Annotated in this window: 18 protein-coding genes; 12 read left to right on the forward strand and 6 right to left on the reverse strand. The window is 69.0% G+C overall.

Annotated elements, in window-relative coordinates:
- Positions 1–15: 15 nt before the first annotated feature.
- Entirely contained in the window at positions 16–1560 is a 1545-nt protein-coding gene (locus tag JQX13_RS41115) for an aldehyde dehydrogenase family protein (RefSeq protein WP_203404863.1), read from the reverse strand.
- A gap of 302 nt (positions 1561–1862) precedes the next feature.
- On the opposite strand from JQX13_RS41115, the gene JQX13_RS41120 reads away from it, so the two are divergent.
- Both JQX13_RS41120 and JQX13_RS41125 read left to right on the forward strand, forming a co-directional pair.
- Positions 1863–2867: a Kelch repeat-containing protein gene (locus JQX13_RS41120; RefSeq protein WP_203404864.1), complete on the forward strand. Its 1005-nt coding sequence runs from the start codon at positions 1863–1865 to the stop codon at positions 2865–2867.
- Between the two features lie 164 nt (positions 2868–3031).
- The gene (locus JQX13_RS41125; RefSeq protein WP_203404865.1) at positions 3032–3733 is read left to right on the forward strand and encodes a head GIN domain-containing protein; all 702 of its coding nucleotides are present in this window, start codon (positions 3032–3034) and stop codon (positions 3731–3733) included.
- A 21-nt stretch (positions 3734–3754) separates the two neighbouring features.
- On the opposite strand, the gene JQX13_RS56020 is transcribed toward JQX13_RS41125, so the two are convergent.
- Together JQX13_RS56020 and JQX13_RS41135 are read right to left on the reverse strand one after the other, a co-directional pair.
- Positions 3755–4018, reverse strand: coding sequence for a hypothetical protein (locus JQX13_RS56020; RefSeq protein WP_203404866.1), 264 nt, complete (start codon positions 4016–4018; stop codon positions 3755–3757).
- Positions 4019–4039: 21 nt separating this feature from the next.
- Positions 4040–4816, reverse strand: a complete 777-nt coding sequence (locus tag JQX13_RS41135) for an enoyl-CoA hydratase-related protein (protein WP_203404867.1) — start codon at positions 4814–4816, stop codon at positions 4040–4042.
- A 102-nt stretch (positions 4817–4918) separates the two neighbouring features.
- Here JQX13_RS41135 and JQX13_RS41140 point away from each other — a divergent pair, with 102 nt between their 5' ends.
- Positions 4919–6823 (forward strand): TIM44-like domain-containing protein, encoded by a 1905-nt coding sequence (locus JQX13_RS41140; RefSeq protein ID WP_203404868.1) that lies wholly within the window; start codon positions 4919–4921, stop codon positions 6821–6823.
- Between the two features lie 21 nt (positions 6824–6844).
- On the opposite strand, the gene JQX13_RS41145 is transcribed toward JQX13_RS41140, so the two are convergent.
- The gene (locus JQX13_RS41145) at positions 6845–7429 is read right to left on the reverse strand and encodes a hypothetical protein (protein ID WP_203404869.1); all 585 of its coding nucleotides are present in this window, start codon (positions 7427–7429) and stop codon (positions 6845–6847) included.
- Positions 7430–7550: 121 nt separating this feature from the next.
- Positions 7551–9287 carry an adventurous gliding motility protein AgmC gene (gene agmC, locus JQX13_RS41150; RefSeq protein ID WP_203404870.1) on the reverse strand — a complete coding sequence of 579 codons (1737 nt, stop codon included), beginning with the start codon at positions 9285–9287 and terminating at the stop codon, positions 7551–7553.
- Between the two features lie 161 nt (positions 9288–9448).
- On the opposite strand from agmC, the gene JQX13_RS41155 reads away from it, so the two are divergent.
- Positions 9449–10069, forward strand: a complete 621-nt coding sequence (locus JQX13_RS41155; RefSeq protein WP_203404871.1) for a DUF2239 family protein — start codon at positions 9449–9451, stop codon at positions 10067–10069.
- A 3-nt stretch (positions 10070–10072) separates the two neighbouring features.
- Here the strand turns inward: JQX13_RS41155 and zwf are convergent, their stop codons facing one another.
- Complete coding sequence (gene zwf, locus JQX13_RS41160; RefSeq protein WP_239014160.1) at positions 10073–11617, reverse strand: glucose-6-phosphate dehydrogenase; 1545 nt, start codon at positions 11615–11617, stop codon at positions 10073–10075.
- Between the two features lie 149 nt (positions 11618–11766).
- Here zwf and JQX13_RS41165 point away from each other — a divergent pair, with 149 nt between their 5' ends.
- The 8 genes from JQX13_RS41165 to JQX13_RS41200 all read left to right on the forward strand — a co-directional run bounded on the left by JQX13_RS41165 (position 11767) and on the right by JQX13_RS41200 (position 19541).
- Positions 11767–13488: a GMC family oxidoreductase gene (locus tag JQX13_RS41165; RefSeq protein WP_203404872.1), complete on the forward strand. Its 1722-nt coding sequence runs from the start codon at positions 11767–11769 to the stop codon at positions 13486–13488.
- Positions 13481–14359: a sugar phosphate isomerase/epimerase family protein gene (locus JQX13_RS41170; protein WP_203404873.1), complete on the forward strand. Its 879-nt coding sequence runs from the start codon at positions 13481–13483 to the stop codon at positions 14357–14359. Before JQX13_RS41165 ends, JQX13_RS41170 begins: the two co-directional genes overlap by 8 nt.
- A 253-nt stretch (positions 14360–14612) precedes the next feature.
- Positions 14613–15797: a sedoheptulose 7-phosphate cyclase gene (locus JQX13_RS41175; RefSeq protein ID WP_203404874.1), complete on the forward strand. Its 1185-nt coding sequence runs from the start codon at positions 14613–14615 to the stop codon at positions 15795–15797.
- Entirely contained in the window at positions 15790–16545 is a 756-nt protein-coding gene (locus JQX13_RS41180) for a cupin domain-containing protein (protein WP_203404875.1), read from the forward strand. Before JQX13_RS41175 ends, JQX13_RS41180 begins: the two co-directional genes overlap by 8 nt.
- Positions 16542–16925: a hypothetical protein gene (locus JQX13_RS41185; protein WP_203404876.1), complete on the forward strand. Its 384-nt coding sequence runs from the start codon at positions 16542–16544 to the stop codon at positions 16923–16925. The genes JQX13_RS41180 and JQX13_RS41185 overlap by 4 nt, the downstream gene beginning before the upstream one ends.
- Entirely contained in the window at positions 16922–17986 is a 1065-nt protein-coding gene (locus tag JQX13_RS41190) for a zinc-dependent alcohol dehydrogenase (protein WP_203404877.1), read from the forward strand. Before JQX13_RS41185 ends, JQX13_RS41190 begins: the two co-directional genes overlap by 4 nt.
- Positions 17983–18762, forward strand: a complete 780-nt coding sequence (locus JQX13_RS41195) for a cupin domain-containing protein (protein ID WP_203404878.1) — start codon at positions 17983–17985, stop codon at positions 18760–18762. Before JQX13_RS41190 ends, JQX13_RS41195 begins: the two co-directional genes overlap by 4 nt.
- Positions 18759–19541: an SDR family oxidoreductase gene (locus tag JQX13_RS41200; protein ID WP_203404879.1), complete on the forward strand. Its 783-nt coding sequence runs from the start codon at positions 18759–18761 to the stop codon at positions 19539–19541. Before JQX13_RS41195 ends, JQX13_RS41200 begins: the two co-directional genes overlap by 4 nt.
- Positions 19542–19587: the final 46 nt, after the last annotated feature.

The following is a 19587-nucleotide window of genomic DNA, read 5'->3' on the forward strand; positions in this document are numbered from 1 at the left end:
CTTCTTCGCGGCCCCTCAACGCGTCTCCGGCAACAGGGTGTAGTCCGGGAAGTTGCCAAAGAGTCGTTCGCCGGGAGGACCCTCGGTCACGGCCCGCACCAGGTAGGCGCCTCCCACGAAGCAGCCCTGCCACGACTGGCCGATGCCACCGAAGGCCTCCTCCCGGTCGCCGCGGGAGCGGACGGCGTTGATGCCCACCTTGAAGGCGCGCAGCTCCGAGGCGATGCGCCGGGCCGTCACGGGCTCGTCACAGGCGATCGAGGCCACGAGCGCGCCGTTGGAGACGTTCATCTCCGTGATGAGCTCCTCCTCCGTGTCCACCACGACGATGGAGTCCACCGGGCCGAACGGCTCGTTGTGGTAGAGGCGGCAGTTCCTCGGCACGTGGAGGAAGGCGCAGGGCCCGAGGTAGGCCGACACGTCCTGGCCCGGCAGGAACATGTCCGGCTCCAGCCGGCACTTGTACAGGGGGATGGCCCCCTTGGACTCGGCCTCGCTCATCATCGCGTGCAGCTCCTCGACCTTCTGGCTGTTGATGAGCGGTCCGAAATCGACGGCGGGTGGCTTCGACTCCGGCGTCTCCCCGAGCAGCGGGTGGCCCACCTTCAACGACGCGAGCACCGGCAGGTACATCTCGAGGAAGCGAGGCACCAGGCTGCGCTCCACCACGAACCGCGGGTAGGCCGTGCAGCGTTGCTTGCCATACTCGAAGCCCTTCTTGAGTTGCTTCGCCAGCGAGGCCCAATCGCTAAAGCGCCAGATGCCGTAGGTGTTGACCCCCTCCATCTCCAGCATGTAGCGCTTCTTGCGATCATAGAGGCTCGAGGCGATGTCACGCCCGTTGGCCTTGCCGCCCACGAAGGACAGGCACGCGATGTGGGGATCCCGCACCAGGGCCTCGCTGAGCTTTCCTCCGGAGCCGCTCACCAGCGACACCGGGAGCCCACAGCGGCGGGCGAAGGCCATCGAGAGCGTGAGGGCCAGGAGGCCGCCGTCGGTGGGAGACTTGGCGATGACCGCGTTGCCGGCGAGCACCTGTACCAGCATGGCGTGCACCAGCACCGACATGGGGTAGTTCCACGAGGCGATGTTGGAGATGAGCCCGAGCGGCTTGCGGCCCTCCATCATCGAGTCGATGTTCTCCACGTACCACTTCACGCCGGAGATGCACCGCTCCACGCTGACCCGCGACTGCTGTACCGGCTTGCCGATCTCCCACGTGAGGAGCAGCGCGAGCAGCTCGTGGTTCTCGCGCAGGAGCTCCAGGCAGGCGCTGACACGCTCCTTGCGCGTGTCGAGGTCCACCCGGGCCCACTCCTCAGCCTCGCTGGCCGCGGAGGCCACCGCGTGCGTGGCGGTCGCCAGGTCGAGCATGGGTAGCGCCCCCAATTGGGAGCCATCCACCGGTGAGAGATAGGGTTTACCGTGGCCCGGATTGCCCCACTCGCGAGCGATCAGGTTGAGCACCCTGCCCTGGCTGTCGAAAGCCTCGGGAGCGAGCGCACGTAAGCGGGACAGGAGATAGGACCACTCGGCGGAAGCAATCAGGACTCGAGACACAGCACACCTCCAGGAAGCGAAGCCATCGACGACGGATGGCTTCACCCGCCAGTTCGACGTCTTGCGTCAGAGGTGTGTGGCGTGTCCGCTCGTCGCAAGCGGCCCCGACGGACGGGGCTGTCGAGAGCCCCACCCTCGAGGCGGGCTGCACTGCCTGATGCGTCACAGCGAACCCCTCGGGTGGCCCGTGAGCGATCGCACCATGCACGCCGTGCATACCGCTCATATCCCCGTTCGATTGGTGTAGCGCACGCGGCGGGCGCAGATTCTCCCGGGTCAATCCTCCAGGAAGGAAACGCGATATGCGCTCCATCACCTCCCTCTGTTTCTCCCTCTGCTTCTCCCTGCTCACGCTCGCCTGCGGCAACGGCGACGGGGGCGGAACCGACACGCCCACGGAGCCACCGGGCGCGTGGCGTGAGGTCGCTCCCATCGAGGGTGGCCCTCGACAGGAGCACGGCGTCGCCGCGCTCGACGGCAAGGTCTACGTCGTCGCTGGCGTCAATCCGGCGAACACGACGCTCGTCTCGGTCTACGATCCGCGGAGCGATTCGTGGTCCCAGGCCGCGCCTATTCCCATGCCCATGAACCACCCGAATGTCGCGGCGGTGGGTGGGAAGCTCTATGTCATCGGCGGCATGGTCAGCGACTTCCCCTGGTACGCCGTCGGCAACGCGTTCGAGTACGATCCGCGAACGAACACCTGGACGGAGCTCTCGCCCATGCCCGCGGGGACGGAGCGCGGGAGCTCGGCTGTTGGCGTGAGCGGCACGAAGATCTACCTCGCGGGCGGGCTGCGTTCGCTCGCAGCCGACTTCCAGGACACGGTGGCGACCTTCTCGTCGTATGACGTCGTGACGGGCACCTGGGAGACCCTCCCGGACCTGCCCGAGCCGCGCGATCACGTCGGCGGCGCGATCGTGGATGGCACGTTCTACGTGCTCGGCGGACGGGCCAACGGCGTCGAGAACGTCAAGGGCACCGTCTTCGCCTACGAGCTCTCGACGGGTACCTGGTCGACGCGCGCGCCGCTGCCGACTCCGCGCGGCGGTGTCGCGGCGGCGGTGATCGGCAAGAAGATCTACGTCATCGGTGGCGAGGGCAACCCGGCTCCGGGCTCCCAGGGCGTCTACGGTGACAACGAGGTCTACGATACCGAGCGCGATACCTGGTCGGTGCTCGCTCCGATGCTGACGCCGCGCCACGGTACTGGCGCGGCCGCGGTCGGCTCGACGGTCTACGTCCCCGGCGGCGCGGCCCAGACGCGGCTCGGGCCCATCGTCTCCGTCGAGGCGTTCACTCCCTGACCAGGCGCTCGGCAAGGGCAACCCCTCGAAATCCCTGATGGAAATCAAGGTCGGGCCGCCCGGAAGCAGGCAACCGGGCGGCCCGGGGTGCAATCGCGCCGGTGGCGGCACGTACTCAGGGTGACACGAGGCCCCGCGCCTCTCCTTTCCCGAGGTCCACCACCATGCAGCTCCGCTCCCACCTCCTCCCCGCCCTCCTGTTGGTCTCCGCTCCCGTCCTCGCGCAGGACGCCGCCGCCAACGGGGGGCAGATCGACGTGCCCGACTTCCACGAGGTGGCGGTGAGCCACGGCATCCACGCCGAGGTGAAGCCAGGTCCCAAGTCGGTGCGCCTGGAGGGCAATGCGGACGAGCTGTCCCGGGTGAAGCTCGAGGTGAGGGACGGCGTGCTGACGACGAAGGTGGAGAAGTCGGGGATGTTCTTCTCCAAGGGGCTCAAGGACGTACGCCTCTATGTCACCAACCCGCGCGTGGAGGGGGTGACGGCCAGTGGCGGCTCCCACGTCAACGTCGAGGCCACCCGCGTGGAGAGTTTCGAGGTGAGGGCCAGCGGCGGCTCCCAACTGCGCATCACCGACGTGGACGCACGGGAGCTCGATGTGGAGGCCAGCGGCGGCTCCCAGCTGTCGCTGAAGGGCCGCACGGATGAGTTGGAGATCTCCGCCAGCGGCGGCTCGGTCATCGAGGCGAACAAGGTCCAGGCCGAGTCGCTCGAGGTCGAGGCCAGTGGGGGTTCCGCGATCCAGGCCGCCCCCGAGCGGAGCATCACGGGAGAGCTGTCCGGTGGCTCGATGGTGAAGTCCTTCACGAAGCCCAAGCAGGTCCAGGTGGACAGCTCCGGCGGCTCCAAGGTCGAGTACAAGTAGGCCCCTCCGCCCTCGAAGCGCTCACGCCTCGCGCGGGCGCTCGGCTTTGACCGGCTGCGCCATCAAGGCGATCTGATCGCGGACGCCGGGCCGCCGCCGGGTGGCCACGCCGCACCACGCAGGTGAAGCGTTCGTCGAACAGCGCGCGGTGAACCGCGGGGGCCAGCGCCTCGGCGCGCGGTGTCGGATGCGGCACGCCACCCGGGCCTCGCACGAGCAGCGGATCGCCGAACAACTCCCGCAGCCGGGCCAGGGCATGGCCAGCCCACAATGAGCGTCGTTCATGGCGCTGGACTCCCGCGCGGCCTAACGGCCCTTGTAGACGGGCTTGCGCTTCTCGGCGAAGGCCTTGAGTCCCTCCAGACGGTCCTCCGTGGCCAGCACCTTCTCGTAGTGGCGCAGCTCCAGCGCGAGCGCCTCGTCCAGCTCCTTCGACAGGCCCTCGTCGATGGCGTGCTTCGCCGTCGCCACCGCGATGGGCGCGTTCTCCACGATGCTCTCCGCCATCGAATACGCCGTGTCCAGCAGGTGCCCCTCCGGCGCCAGCCGGTTCACCAGCCCGATGCTGAAGGCCTCCGCCGCGTTGATGCGCCGCCCGGTGAGGATCAGATCCTTCGCCCGTCCCGGCCCCACCAGCCGCGCCAGGCGCTGCGTCCCGCCTCCTCCGGGGATGATGCCCAGCTTCACCTCGGTCAGCCCCAGCTCGGCCGCCGGCGCCGCCACCCGCAGGTCGCACGTGAGCGCCAGCTCCGTCCCGCCTCCGAAGGCCGCTCCGTTGATCGCCGCGATGAACACGCAGTCGCTCTTCTCGAGCGACCGCAAGGTGCGCCTCAGCCCGTCCAGGAAGGCCCGCACCTCGGGCTCGCTCATCGTGCTGCGCTCCTTGAGGTCCGCCCCCGCGCAGAACGCCTTGTCCCCCGCCCCGGTGATGATCACCGCCCGCGTGTCGTGACCACTCGACACCCGGGCCACCATCTCCTCGAACTCCTTCAACATCGCCCGGCTGATGGCATTGCGCCGCCCCTCGCCGTCAATGGTCCAGATCTCGATGGGTCCTCGTGCGTCGACCTTGAACTCCGCCATGTACCCTCCCTTACCGGGCCCTACACCGGGCCACCAATCGACCCCCCAGCCTGCGGCGACTCCCCGGGCCTGACAAGGCGGAAACGGTTAGTCTTGTTGACGATGCGCACCGCATGGAACCGCTCCCTCGCTCATTGGGCTCCCTGGCTCCTTCCGGGCCTCGGGCTCGTCCTGCTCATCCCCCTCGTGGCGCTCGCCCGCGGCGGCGGCGGGGAGAACTACTCCGCGCCCTCCAATAACCGCGACTCCGGAGGGGAGGGTGGCAGCCTTCCCATCGAGCTCATCTACTGGCTGGTGCGGCTCACCTTCCTCTATCCCCACGTCATGCTCCCGCTCATCGGGATCGGAGTGGCCGGCTGGTACTTCTACCAGCGCAACCTCCACCCCACCGGCGCCACCCGGCGGGCCATCCAGCAGCGCGAGGCCGAGCAGCGCACCACCGTCTCCACCCGGGACGTCGAGGGCTGGGTCAACGCACTGCGGCTCAAGGATCCCCAATTCGAGCTCCAGCCGCTGATCGACAGGACGCAGCGGCTCTTCCTGGCGCTTCAGGACGCCTGGTTCCGGCGGGACATGTCCCCCGTGCGGCCCTTCCTCTCGGACGCCACCTACCAGCGCTTCGAGGTGCAGCTCCAGCTCATGAAGGACCAGGGCGTGCGCGACGCCATCACCGACATCCAGGTGCTGGACGTGCAGCTCATCGGGCTCGACCAGGGTCAGTGGTTCGACACCGTCCACATGCGCGTGCGCGCCCGGATGCGCGACACCGACGTGGCCGCCTCCGCCTCCGAGGCCGAGGCCCTCGCCGCCGCGAAGCGCGCGTCGCTGGAGTCCTTCACCGAGGTCTGGTCCTTCGTCCGCAAGCCCGGTGTCCAGACACGGCTCGGCGAGGACCTCTTCCAGGGCAAGTGCCCCCACTGCGGCGCCCCGTTCAACGGCGGGGCCTCCAACCGCTGCGAGTACTGCAACGCCATCGTCAACTCGGGCAACTACGACTGGACGCTCTCGGAGATCACCCAGGGGATCGAACACGTGCGCCACTACGCCCACGTGGACAACCTGCGCGAGGCGCGCGAGGCCGACCCGGCCCTCAACCTGGAGATCCTCGAGGACCGCGCCTCGCTGCTGTTCTGGAAGTGGATCGACGCCCAGAGCCACGGCACCACGAAGCGCCTGCACAAGGTGGCCGCGCCCCAGGCCATCGACAGGTTGGACGAGGAGCTCGGGGAGCTGCGCCAGCAGGGCCGGCGCAAGGTGTTCCTGGAGTGCGCCGTGGGCGGGGTCATCACCCGCGGCTTCGAGCTGGACCCGAACGGCTTCGACCGGGCCCACATCGAGGTGCGCTGGAGCGCCCGCATGGGCGTTGGCCCCGCCAACGAGCGCCCCCCTTCCCTGCCAACCGTCCCGCAGCGCTGGGTCTTCACGCTGCTGCGCAAGCACGGCGCTCGGACCAACACCGACAACGGCATGTCCACCAACCGGTGCCCCCAGTGCAACGCGCCCCTCACCGACTCGGCCGCCATCACCTGCGACTACTGCGGCACCGCGCTCGGCAGTGGCGAGCGGGACTGGGTGCTGGCCTCGGCGGCTCCCTTCGAGTCCTGGGACGCCCGCACGCCCGCGGTGGACCAGACGGCGTTCGTCCAGGGGCCGGTGGATGACGTCATCACGGATCCCCAGGAGCGCCAGCGCCTGCTCTACATGATGGCCGCGCTCGCCGCCTCCGATGGCGAGGTGGGCCGCTCCGAGCGCAAGCTGCTCGAGCTGTGCGCGCGCCGCTGGAGCGTGCCCTGGAGCAACGTGGAGATGGCCCTCAACATGGGGCCCCAGCTCTTCACCCGGCTCGTCCAGCGCCGCACGCCCGAGGCCGAGGTCTTCCTGCGCAACCTGGTGGAGATGGCGCTCGTGGATGGGCGGATCGACCGCAAGGAGCGGCGGATGCTCGAGTTCGCCGCCGGCCACCTGGATCTCACCGACAAGCTGCCGGAGCTGCTGCGCGAGCGGTAGCGAGCCCCGGCCTCGCGGCCTCTACACCACGACCTCGCGCCTGGGCAGCGCGACCGTCGATACCGGACCGACCTCGTCGGTGTAGCAGAAGGCGAGGTACGCCAGGGTGAGTGGCAGCGTGAGGACGATGGCGAAGGCGGTGAGCCCGGCCACTCCCGCGAGGACCGCCGGGATGAGCCAGTTGAGGAAGTACGCCGCCCAGTCGTTCCTGCGCCGGAAGACGCGGCCGCTCTCGGCGAGGGCGTCGAGTGTCTTGCGGCCATCGGCGGCGAGCATCGGCGCGTGGAACCAGTAGAGCGAGAGGAGCACGCCCGGAACGATGAGGAGCATGTAGCCGATGGCGATGGGAATCCCCATGGCCAGGGTGAGTCCCCAGCTCTTCAGGAAGTTGCCCTGCCGCTCATAGGAGGCCTGCCAGCGGACGGGGCGTCCGGTGCGAGCGGATTCGATCGTCTCCTGGAGCAGGTTGAGCGTGAACCAGGGTCCCGGGATGATGACGAACCATCCCACGAGCACCACCAGTCCCCCGAGCAGAAGTCCCCCCACGTTCGCCAGGAAGAAGTCCCAGCTCCGCTTGATGCGTTGATCGATGCGTGAGTCCATCATGGCGCTTGTTCCTCCAGAGGAAGAGGTCGTCACCCCCTCCCAGGAATGGAATGCGTGACGGACGCGTTGTGACTCCCGCTTCGGGGAGGAGGCGACCGAGCCCCCGCCAGGCAGGCAGGGGTCAGAGCGGGCGGCGGCGGCGCGCGGCCCATGCGGCCAGCAGCATCACCCCGGCCCAGAGCCCCATGCCCGAAGCGCTTCCGCAGCCGCATCCCACGTCCAGTGCAATGGGGGGCATGGGAAGGCTCACGCTGTTGACCTCGAAGGTGTTGGGCGCGGAGACGGGGCTGCGTACGCCGAGCAGCTCCGCGGAGGCGCGCAGCTCATGGACGCCCTGCGGGAGCGCCTCGGGGACGTCGTACGCGAAGTGGCCATTGGACTCCGGCTCGAGCCGCGTCAGGGGCCTTCCATCGAGAAAGAGATGGACCCGCTGGACGCCAGGCCTGACACGCCCTTCGATGCGGAGCGTCGGCTCTACCTGGGTGGCTCCGTTCACGGGCTGCGTCAACCTGGGCGGGTCGGGCAGCCGGAAGGGGCTGGAGTCGATCTGCTCGGAGCCGCGCACCGTCCCGCCGTCCACGTCTTCGGGGCCGGCCCCATGCGTGCCGCCGTCCACCTCCGTCCGGCCGGGCTCCCCGGCGCGCACCCGGGTCTCGCATGCCAGGGGAGAGCCCTGGAGGAACACCACGCCCCCGCCACCTCCACCTCCCGTTCCGACGGGAAAGGCAATCTCGCCCACGTTGCCTCCCGGGCCGCCCGAGGCCTCCGCCAGACCGCACTCCAGCCTCTTCGCGGTCCGGATGGAGATGGCCCCGCCCGCCCCACCACCCCCCGCGCCGTCGTCCCGGGCCTTCCCCGGTGCGGTGGTTCCCATCGCGCTGAAGCGTCCCTCCTGGCCTTGTACGTTCCCGGCACGGATGAGCATCAATCCGCCCCCGCTCCCGCCTCCCGTGTTGGCGCCGTTGTTGCCCTCCCCCGCTCCACCGCCACCGCCAAAGACGAGGCGCTCATAGGGCAGGTACACCAGTGGCGCCCCGCCCAGGCCTCCCACGTCCCGCTCGTTGTCAGCGGGGGCGGCCCGCCCACCCTGGCCTCCCATCCCGGCATGCCCTCCGCCTCCACCGCCGGAGTTGTGGCAGATGCCCCCTCCGCCGCCGTGGGTCAGGTTGCCACGCCCGGAGGCCGTGCCCGCGCTGCCGGCCACCAGACCCTCTCCTTTGTAGGCGCCTCCCGCGTCCACCGGCGTGTCCAGGCCCGTGCACTCGTTGAGGTTGATGTAGGAGAGGTCCAGGGCACCGCCCCGAAAGCCCGCGCCATCCACGGTGATGAGGCCGTCGTTGCGCAGGCTGCCGGTGACCATCATCGCGAGGATGCCGCCCACGCCCCCGTCCCAGGGCTCGGCGCGCAGCGAGGCCCCCGAGCTCACCTCCAGCGCCGTGTACTCGGGCACCTCCACCACCTGCGACAGGTTGGCCGCATAGCCATACAGCAGCGGCGCGGTGAGGCCGAGCACCCCTCCTTCCGACACCGAGGCCACCCGCGCGTACTCGAAGCGGCCCACCGGTCCGTCGCCGAGGTCGATGGGATTCTGATCTCCAGAGTCCGGCGCGGGTGACAGGCCCGTGGACTGGTGGAGGAGCACCAGGTCTCCAGCCGCGAACCCCGTGGCGTCCGCGACCGTCAGCGTACTCGTGCCCTCCGCCGCGTCGGCCGTGAGCCGCGCATAGCGGTTGAGGACGACGCCCGAGGACGTGATGATCAGCTCGCCGTCCTTGCCCGAACCCAGCTCGAAGGTGTCCGGTTCCGCCCACGAGCGACCCGCCACGAGCAACCCAATCAAGAACAGGGCAATCCGCATGGAGAGGATGTTGCCATGGAGAGCGGCATCACTCCCTGGCGAGGAAATCGAGCCCGACGGATGATTCTACCCGGGTGATATTGACAGGAGTTCCACCCAGGTGTTATTGCCTGAATTCTACCCGGGTAAATTCCCCGGGTTGCACGAAGGAGTCGGGTACGGTGTCGGAAAAGCAGAAGAACTACACGGGTTTCGCGGGTCACCAGCTCATCGGCTCGGGGGCGCTGGAGGACGTCGCCTTGAAGGCGAAGGAGCGGCTCGACAGGGACGAGAGCTCTCAGATCCTCATCTTCGACGACGAGACCGGGGAGCCCATCCACCCGGACTTCCGGGGGACGCGGGAGCAGTTCCTGGAGAAGCTCGCGAAGAAGATGGCCCGGGCGGCGGGCGGGTCCGAGGAAGCGGAGGAGCCGCGAAGGTCCGGTCCGGGCCGGCCGAAGCTGGGGGTGGTGTCCCGGGAAGTGTCGCTGCTGCCGCGCCACTGGGAGTGGCTCAACGAGCAGCCCGGCGGAGCGTCGGTGACCTTGCGCAAGCTCGTCGAGGAAGCGAAGCGCGCGAGCCAGGGGACGGATCGGGCGCGGCGCTCGTGGGAGGCGGCCTACAAGTTCATGCAGGCCATGGCGGGAGACTTCCCCGGCTTCGAGGAAGCCTCACGCGCCTTCTTCGCGAAGAGTCACGAGCGCTTCGATGCGCAGATCCAGACCTGGCCGAAGGACGTGAGGAATCACCTCCGGAAGCTGGTGGCGATCGCCATCCGGGACGAGAAGGCGACCGCCTCCTGAACCTCACTCCCCGTTCCAGGTGTGCCCGTGGCGCGCGAGCAGGCGGCTGGCCGCCTCCGGGCCCCAGCTCCCGGCGGCGTAGTTCGGCTCGGCGCCGCCCCTGGACCACTCATCCAGCACGGGCATGACCAGCTCCCAGGCCCGCTCGACCATGTCCTCCCGCGTGTAGAGCGTGGAGACCCCGAGCATGCTGTCCAGCAGCAGCCGCTCGTAGGCCTCGGGCGGCGGCCCCTCCCGCATGGATTCGTAGAAGTAGCTCATGTCCATGTCGCGCACGCGCACCGCTCGCCCGGGAGCCTTCATCGCCACTCGCAACGTGACGCTCTCGCGCGGTTGGATCCGGATGATCAACTGGTTGGCGGACAGCCGCTCCCGCTGCTCGGTGCCGAACAGGTTCCCCCTGCCCTCCTTGAACTGCACCACCACCTCCGTGACACGCTCCTTCATCCGCTTGCCGGAGCGCACGTAGAAGGGCACGCCGGCCCAGCGCGCGTTGTCGAAGCGCATGGTGAGCATCGCGTAGGTCTCCACTCCCGAGGTGGGCGAGACGCCCGGCTCCTCGCGGTACCCGCACACGGGCTCGCCAGCGATGAGGCCCGCCCCGTACTGCCCGCGCACGCACTCGGCGCGGATGCGCTCGGGGGTGAAGGGCCGTGCCGCCTCCAGCACCCGGACCTTCTCGTCACGCACGGCTTCCGGATCGAGGCTCGCGGGCGGCTCCATGGCGATCAGCGAGAGCACCTGGAAGGCATGGTTCTGGATCATGTCCCGCATCGCCCCCGACTGCTCGTAGTACCGGCCCCGCCCCTCGACGCCCAGGGGCTCGGCGCACGTCACCTGGACGTGATCGATGTGCCGGTGGTTCCACAGCGGCTCGAAGATGCCGTTGGCGAACCGGAGCACCAGCAGGTTCTGCACCATCTCCTTCCCGAGGTAGTGATCCATCCGGTAGATGCGCTGCTCGTCGAAGTACCGGCGGATGCGGGTGTTGAGCTGCCGCGCGCTTTCGAGATCCGTGCCGAAGGGTTTCTCGACGACGATGCGTGACCAGCCCTTCGCGTTGGATCGGGACAACCCCGACTCGCCCAGCCGCTCCACCACGTCACCGAAGAACGTGGGTGACACCGAGAGATAGAAGAGACGATTGCCCCGCGTCCGGCGCTCCTCTTCCACCTGGCCGAGCAACTCGCCCAGCCGCGCGTAGTCCCAGGCCGAGGTGATGTCCATCGACATGTAGAACAGCCCCCGGGCGAACGTGTTCCACGCCCTCTCGTCCACCCTGCCGGCCCCGTGGGCCCGCTCGACGGCGGCGCGCATCCGCGCTCGGAATCCCTCGTGCCCCAACTGGGAGAGAGAGGCCCCGACGAGGGTGAACTCCGCCGGGAGCTGTCCCTCCTGGAAGAGCCGGAAGAGCGCGGGAACGAGCTTGCGTGCCGCCAGATCACCGGACGCTCCGAAGAGGATCATCGTGCACGGTTCGGGGATCTCCCTGGCGCGCTCGCCGGCTGCCTCGATCCCATCCCATACCTTCATCGCTGATTGCATCATCCGCTCCAAGTCTGGCTCCTTGGCACTTGCCTGACGGTTGGATGGAGCCTGTGAAGCTTGTGACCCCGCGAGGATGAAGGTCACGCGGGACTCACAAACGCAGCGCCCGGACTCCTCCTGTGCAGACCCAATCCCTCACAGGAGAGATCATGGAGCGGAACGGCAAGGGCGGCCTCGGATTGCTCGTCCACCAGGTGCGCAGTGGCGAACTGGACCGGGAGGGTTTCCTCCTGGCCGCGGGGCAGGCGGGCGTCCCAGCCGAGCGCGCGGCGGCACTGGCGGACGAGGCCCTGGCCGCCTGGGAGAACCAGCGCCGGCTGCGAGAGAACCCTCGCGAGGCCCATGACTTCATCGTCATTGGCGCGGGCTCGGCCGGGTGCGTGCTGGCCGCCCGGCTGTCCGAGGACCCGGCCAATCAGGTGCTGGTGCTCGAGGCGGGAGGCCCCGGCACGCATCCGGACGTGTTCATCCCGTCGCGCTGGAAGCAATTGCTCGGCACCGAGCTGGACTGGAACTACCAGACGGTGCCCCAGCGGCATGCCGCGGATCGGATCGTCCCCTGTCCTCGCGGCAAGATGCTCGGAGGCTGCGCCAGCAACAACGCCAGTGTCTGGGCGCGGGGCCACCGCCTGGACTTCGACGGCTGGGCCGCCCAGGGCAATCCCGGCTGGGATGACGAGACGGTCCGCCGCGTCTTCAAGGACCTGGAGGACTACTCCGGTGGCGAGGACGAGTACCGGGGCGTGGGTGGCCCGCTGCGCATCTCCCGCGCGGTGGATCCGCATCCTCTCGCCCGGGCCTTCATGGAGGCTGCCCAGCTGGCGGGGTTCCCGACGACGCGCGACTACAATGGCGAGCGGATGGAGGGCGCGGGTTTCTTCGACCTGAGTGTCGCCGACGGCGAGCGCTTCAGCGTGGCCCGGGCCCTGCTCTTTCCGGCCATGCGCCGGCCCAACCTGACGGTGCTCACCCACGCCGAGGTGACGCGGCTGATCTTCGAGGGCCGCCGGTGTACGGGCGTGGAGTTCCGTCATGGCGGCCAGGTGCGCCGGGTGCGCGCCCTGCGCGAGGTGGTGCTGTCGGCCGGTGCCATCAACTCCCCGAAGATGCTGATGCAGTCCGGGGTGGGGCCGGCGGACGAGCTCCGCGCCCTGGGCATCCCCGTAGTGCACGCCCTGCCGGGCGTGGGCCAGGAGCTGCAGGATCACATCCTGGTGGCGGGCATCAATTACGAGAGCCGCATTCCCCTGCCACCGCCTCGGGGCAATGGCGCCGAGGCGACCTTGTGGTGGAGGTCCCAGCCGGGGCTCTCCCGCCCCGACATCCAACCCATCCTCCACCAGTTCCCCGTCGTCACCGACGAACTGGGCCCCCTGCCCGACAACGGCTACTCCATCATCCCCGGCCTGGTCCGTCCCGCTTCCCGGGGCCGCATGCGGCTGGCTTCCGCGGACCCCTCCGCTCCGCCAGTCCTCGACATGAACTACCTGGGCCACGAGGCGGACGTCGAGGCGCTGCGGGTCGCCGTCGAGCTGTCCCGGGAGCTGGGTGCTTCGCGCGCCTTCGACCGCTTCCGCAAGCGTGAGCTCATGCCCGGACCGCTCGGCCGCGCCGGGATGGTGGAGTGGATCCGCAAGGCGACCACCTGCTTCTTCCACCCCACCAGCACCTGTCGCATGGGCGTGGACGAGCGCTCGGTGGTGGACCCGCGGTTGCGCGTCCATGGCCTCGAGGGCCTGCGCGTGGCGGACGCGTCGATCATGCCGGAGATCACCTCCGGCCCCACCAATGCCCCCACCATCATGATTGGGGAGCAGGCCTCGCGCTTCATCCTCTCTCGGACCGATGCCGGGAGGAACAGGAATGGCTGAGACGACTTCGCAGGGTCCCCGGATCCAGGGGGCCCTGATGATGCCCTTCTCCAACGTGCGACACCTGTCGTACGCCGAGCAGTTGGAGGCCACTCGTCTTGCCGGCTTCGGCCAGCTGTCGATGCACCCCCACCAGGCTCGAGCCGAGCTCGAGCGCCGGACGGCGGAGGAGATGCTCAAGATGGCCGCCGACGCCGGCGTCGAGCTCACCCGGCTCGACCCGCTCAGCAACTGGAACCCGCTGTGGCTGCCCACGAACATGGATGCGCAGTACGTGCGGGACTTCGACATCCCGGCCTCGCAGTTCTTCGAGCTCTGCGAGGCGCTGCAGATCCGTTATGCGAGCGTGAACGCCACCTTCGCCGCGGGCGTGTATACCCACGACGAGGTGGTCGAGCACTTCGCTGCGGCGGCCCGACGCGCTGCGGAGAGCGGTGTCATCCTCGATCTGGAGAATATACCCTTGTGGGGTGTGCGAACGGTCCGTGACGCCTGGTCGATCGTCGCCGACTCCGGGGATGCCGACGCGGGCATCGTCTTCGACACGCTTCACTATGTCCGCAGCGGCTCGACGCCCGAGATGCTTCGCGAGGTTCCCGGTGAGCGCATCCACGTCGTCCAGCTCAACGACGGCCCGCTGTCACTGCCGCCCGGCGTGACGTTGGAGACCAACTGCTTCGAGCGCGACTGGCCGGGCGAGGGCGAGTTCCCGCTGGTCGAACTCTTGCAGATCCTTGCCGAGAAGGACGCGCTGAGGCAGGTCAACCCGGAGGTCTTCTCTCCGACGAACGACGGTCGGTCGCCCGCGGAGATCGCGCGGCTCTCTCGCGAATCGCTCCAGCGGACACTCGCCGATGCCGGTGTCGCCTGACGACGGCTCCCGTCCACCACGTCTTCTCGTCCCGTCTCCAGCTGGAGCGCAGGACCGGCACGCTCGTCGCCCGCGGCCGGCGCGCAGCTCCCCCAAGCGGGGGTAGAGCCGAAGCCGCAAGAGGCGAGCCCCGTCGAGCTGAGCCGGGAGCAGGCATCGCGCTTCATCCTCGCGACGTGTCAGGGCTGACCGTCACATCCGCGTCCCGCGCCATCAGACAGACCAGTACACGGAAACAATAGGAGACGAGATCTTGAATCAAGACATGTCGCGGACCTGGATCGTCAGTGCGGCCCTGCCCGTCCACTATCAGGTGCGGGTGGTCGACGGCCTGCTCGACCCCAACAACCGGGCGCTGCTGGAGGCGGGCGCCACCCAACGGTCCGGCCCCCTCCGCAGACTCGTGGTGATCGACGCGCTCGTGGACCGCCTCTACGGGGTCCAGCTCCGTCACTACCTCCATCACCACGGCGTGAAGTACCAGATCGTCACGCTGCCCATCTCCGAGACGGACAAGACCATGGAGTCGGTCTTCGCCGTGGTGAAGGGCATCAACGAGTTCGGCCTCTCGCGCCGCCACGAGCCCATCATCGCCATCGGCGGCGGAGTGCTCATGGACATCGTCGGGCTCGCCGCGAGCCTCTACCGCCGCAGCACGCCGTATGTGCGGGTCCCCACCACGCTGATCGGCCTCGTGGACGCCGGCGTGGGCGCGAAGACGGGGGTCAACCACTCCTCGCACAAGAACCGGCTCGGGACGTACTTCCCCGCCAAGGACACGCTGCTCGATCGCAGCTTCCTGCGGACACTGGACACCCGGCACATCGTCAACGGCCTGGCGGAGATCCTGAAGATCGCCCTCATCAAGGATCGGACCCTGTTCGAGCTGCTCGAGCGCCACGGCACCACGCTCATCGAGGAGCGCTTCCAGGGAAGGACTCCCGAGAGCGATCGGGCGGCGACGCAGGTCATCGATCGCGCCATCACCGGGATGCTCGAGGAACTGGAGCTGAACCTGTGGGAGCACAAGCTGGAGCGGGTGGTCGACTACGGCCACACCTTCAGCCCCACCGTGGAGATGTTGGCGCTGCCGGAGCTGCTGCACGGCGAGGCGGTGAACATCGACATGGCGCTGACCACGATCCTCTCCGTGCAGCGCGGGCTCATCAGCATCGAGGAGCGGGATCGCATCTTCGCGCTCATGCGCAAGCTGGAGCTCCCCGTGTACCACCGGCTCTGCGAGCCCTCGGTGCTGGAGGAGGCCCTGGCCGACACGGTCCGTCACCGCGACGGGCTCCAGCGGCTGCCGCTCGCCATCGGCATCGGCTCGGCGTGCTTCGTCAACGACGTCCAACCGTCCGAGCTGCGCGAGGCGATCTCCACCCTGCGGGAGATGGACTCCGACTCGCAGCTCACGCTGGAGGCCGCCCATGCGTGAGGGGCTGATCATCGGAGATCTCGAGGATCCCTCCGTGGTGTACGGCGTGCACGGCACCAGGGGGCTCTCCCAGTGGAAGTGCCTGGCGCGGCGGGCCGGATTGTTCGGCGCGTGGGAGGCCGTCGAGTGGGCCTGGATTCCCCCGGGCGGCGTCAGCGGGGAGCACGTGCACACCCGCACCGAGGAGATCTACTTCATCCTCTCCGGCCGCGGAGAGATGACGCTCGACGGCAAGCGGCACCCGGTGGGCCCGGGCAACCTCATCCTGACGGGACTCGGGACCACGCACGGCCTGCGCAACGTCGGAGACGAGGGCCTGGGCTGGCTGGTGATCGAAGTGATGAGCCCGGCCACCGCGGCGGCGTTGCGCGGCTCGGGCTCCCCGGATGTCCCCAGCAGAACCCAAACCCAACGAGGAGGAAGCGACGTGCCGAACGCCGTGGTTCTCAACCTGCGACAGACCTACGAAGTCAATCCACGCACCGTCTTCACCGGCCCCCTGCGCAGCATCCGCCTGGTGGACCTGAAGCCCGGACAGCGGGCGGAGCTGTCCGCGGAGGGCGAGGAGCATACCCTGTTCGCGCTCCGCGGCTCCGGGGAGATCTCCTCGGGAGGGGCGACCGTGCCCCTGAAGTACGGCGTCTCCGTCACGCTTCCCCTGGGGACCGGTATGTCCGTCACCGCCGGGGAGGACGGACTGGAGTACTTCCTGGCGAGCCTCGAAGTGCCGGGAGGTGGAGCGCGATGATCATCTCCACCATCGACAGGACCTCCAGCACGCGCGAGCGCGGCGAGGAGATCCGATGGCGCTCGTTGGCACGGCGCGGGATGTTGCATTCCGAGTGCGAGTCCTTCGATTACGTGCGGCTCGCGCCGGGCACCGAGTTCGCGCTCCGAGGCCGAGAGGGTACCGAGAGCGCGTGGTTCGCCCTCGCCGGCACGGGGCAGCTCCTGGACTCGAACCCGGAGTTCAAGGGGCGCCCCATCGTGACGGGAGACCTGGTGCTCCTGCCCGCCGGCTCGGAGATGCGCCTCGCCAGTGGGGCCAACGGGTTGGAGCTGCTCTGGCTCGAGGTGATGCCCCGCGCCATTTCCCAATCCCTTCCCCTGAGGAGACCCGTGGCATGAGTACGATTCAACCAAGCACCTGGCCGGAAGGCACGATGAGCGCGGTGGCCATCACGGCGCCGGGGCGTGTCGAGCTCACGCGGATTCCAATCCCCGGACCCCGGCCGGACGAAGTGCTGATCCGCCCCGCGTATGTCGGGCTGTGCGGCACGGATCTGGAGCTGCTGCACGGCAAGGCCTCGTACCTGCAGGACGGCAGGGCCCACTTCCCGCTGGTGTTCGGCCACGAGTGGTGCGGCCGGGTGGTCGCCGTGGGCGAGGACGTGAAGGGGATCTCCGTGAGCAACCGCGTGGTGGGCCAGACCATGGTTCCCTGCGGGCTGTGCCGGATGTGCCAGCGCGGCCAGCGGCAACACTGCGAGCGGCTGGTGGAGGTCGGCCTCTACGGACTGCAGGGCGCCGCGGCCGAGTACATCCGCATGCCCATGCGCTCGCTCACCGTGTTGCCGGACGCCCTCTCCGACCTGAGCGCCGCGTTCATCGAGCCGGCGGTCACCGTGGTGGGCGGCTTCGACAAGGCCGGCTGCGGACTGGAGGACGAGGTCGCGGTGGTGGGCACCGGAACGATCGGTCTGCTCGCCGTGCAGCTCGCCTCGCGGATGGCGCGGAGCGTGGATGCGATCGGCATCGACGAGGCGGGGCTGAAGCTGGCCGCCGCCTGCGGGGCCCGGCGCACGCTGCGGCCGGATCAAGCCCGGAACGGCTCGTACTCGCTGGTCATCGAGGCCTCCGGTTCCTCGCGAGCGTTCATGCGGAGCATCGAGCTCACCGAGACCGGTGGTCGGGTCGCGGTGGTCGGCGTGGCGAACGATCCAGTGGCCGGTTTCGCTCCCGGAGAGCTCGTCCTGCGAGGGATCGATCTCCTCGGCATCCGGCATGGCCTGGACTACTACGACCGGACGATCCAGCTCTTCGTCGACGGCGTGCTGGACGCGAAGCCGCTGATCGCCGGAGTGCTTCCTCCGGAGCAGGCCGGACACGCCTTCGAGCTGCTCGCGCACGGCCGCTCGGGTCCCCCCAAGGTGCTGCTGAACTTCAACGACGATCGGAGGGAGTCATGATCCGGCGAACCGTCGCGGCCTGGGACGAGTCCGCGCGGACGCGGACCGCGGGCGTGCAGTGGCTGGTCAACCGGGAGCTCATCCCGGAGGCGCTCGGGATGCTGATGGTCCAGGAGCTGTCCGGGGGCACCCGGTTGCCGGCGCACAGCCTGCCCGGAGCCGAGTCGGTCACCTTCCTGCTGTCGGGCAAGGGGGACTGGCTCACGGAAGGCGGGGGCACCTGGCAGCTGACTCCCGGAGAGGGTGTGTTCAACCCACCGGGGACCCGCCGGTCCTTCGAGACAGAGAAGGACCGGAACGCGGTGCTCCTGGTTGTGTACGGGGGCACCAACGATCCCCGGGACGCGTTGCCCCACGCGGTGAACGGCGGCGGGTGTGGCTGCCGCATCTCCCGGATGGCGGACCACGGCAAGCACAGCCCCCTGGGCGAGGCCGGTGGCTTCATCGACATGGGCGTGCACTGGCTGGCGACCTCGCAGACGGTCGGTACCCGCTCGGTGGTCGTGGCCACCTCGACCTTCACCCCGGGAGGCAGCCACCAGCTCCACCGGCACCCGAATGCCGATGAGTTCTTCCTGGTGCTGCAAGGGGGCGGACAACACCTCACGAAGGACGGCCCGGTGCGGTTGAACCCGGGCGACCTGGCCTACATCCCGGCCGGCGAATGGCACGGGTTCCAGACCGATCCCGGCGTCACCACCCGGACCGTCTACGGCTACCTGGGCGCGGGGAGCCTCGCCCAGGCCGGCTACGAACTGTTGGAGGAAGAGACATGAACGAGCGTATCGCCATCGTGACCGGTGCCAGTTCCGGCATCGGCAAGGCCACCGCCATCGCCCTGGCCGAGAAGGGTTTCGACGTGGGGATCGGCTACAACTCGAACACCGAGGGAGCCCGGCAGGTCGCGGCGGAGGTGGAGGCCTACGGGGTGCGCGCCCTGCCCTTCCGCATGGAGCTGACGAATCCACCGGCCGCGGCGGACGCGGTGGAGCGGGCGATCAGCGAGCTGGGCGGCGTGGACGTCTTCGTGAACAACGCCGGCGTCAACCGACGTGCCTCGTTCCTCGAGGAGACGCCGGAGGACTGGCAACGCATCCTCACCATCAACACCACGGGCCCCTTCCTGTGCGCGCAGGTGGCGGCACGCCGCATGGTGGCGCGGGGGCGCGGTGGGCGCATCGTGAACGTGACGTCCGTGCACGAGCTGGTGCCCATCCTGGGAGGCTCCTCCTACTGCGCCTCCAAGGGCGCACTGGGCCTGCTCACCAAGGTGATGGCGCTGGAGCTGGCGAAGTACGGCATCTCCGTCAACGCGATCAGCCCGGGAGAGACGGCCACGCCGATGAACGGAGTCCCCGAGAGCCGTGACGCCGCGGAGATCTCCCGGCCCGCGATTCCCCTCGGCCGGCCCGGACGCTCCCGCGAGGTCGCGGCGATCATCGCCCACCTGGCGGGACCGGACGCCGCCTACATCACGGGCATCACCCTCACCGTCGACGGGGGCCTGCTGTTGATGAGCGCCATCCCCAACCAGGAGTACGCGGGCCGCTCTTGATCACATCCAGGCCGCGACGACTCCATTCCCACACAGGAAAGGAATC

Source organism: Archangium violaceum (assembly GCF_016859125.1).
In the GTDB taxonomy this organism is placed as follows: domain Bacteria; phylum Myxococcota; class Myxococcia; order Myxococcales; family Myxococcaceae; genus Archangium; species Archangium violaceum_A.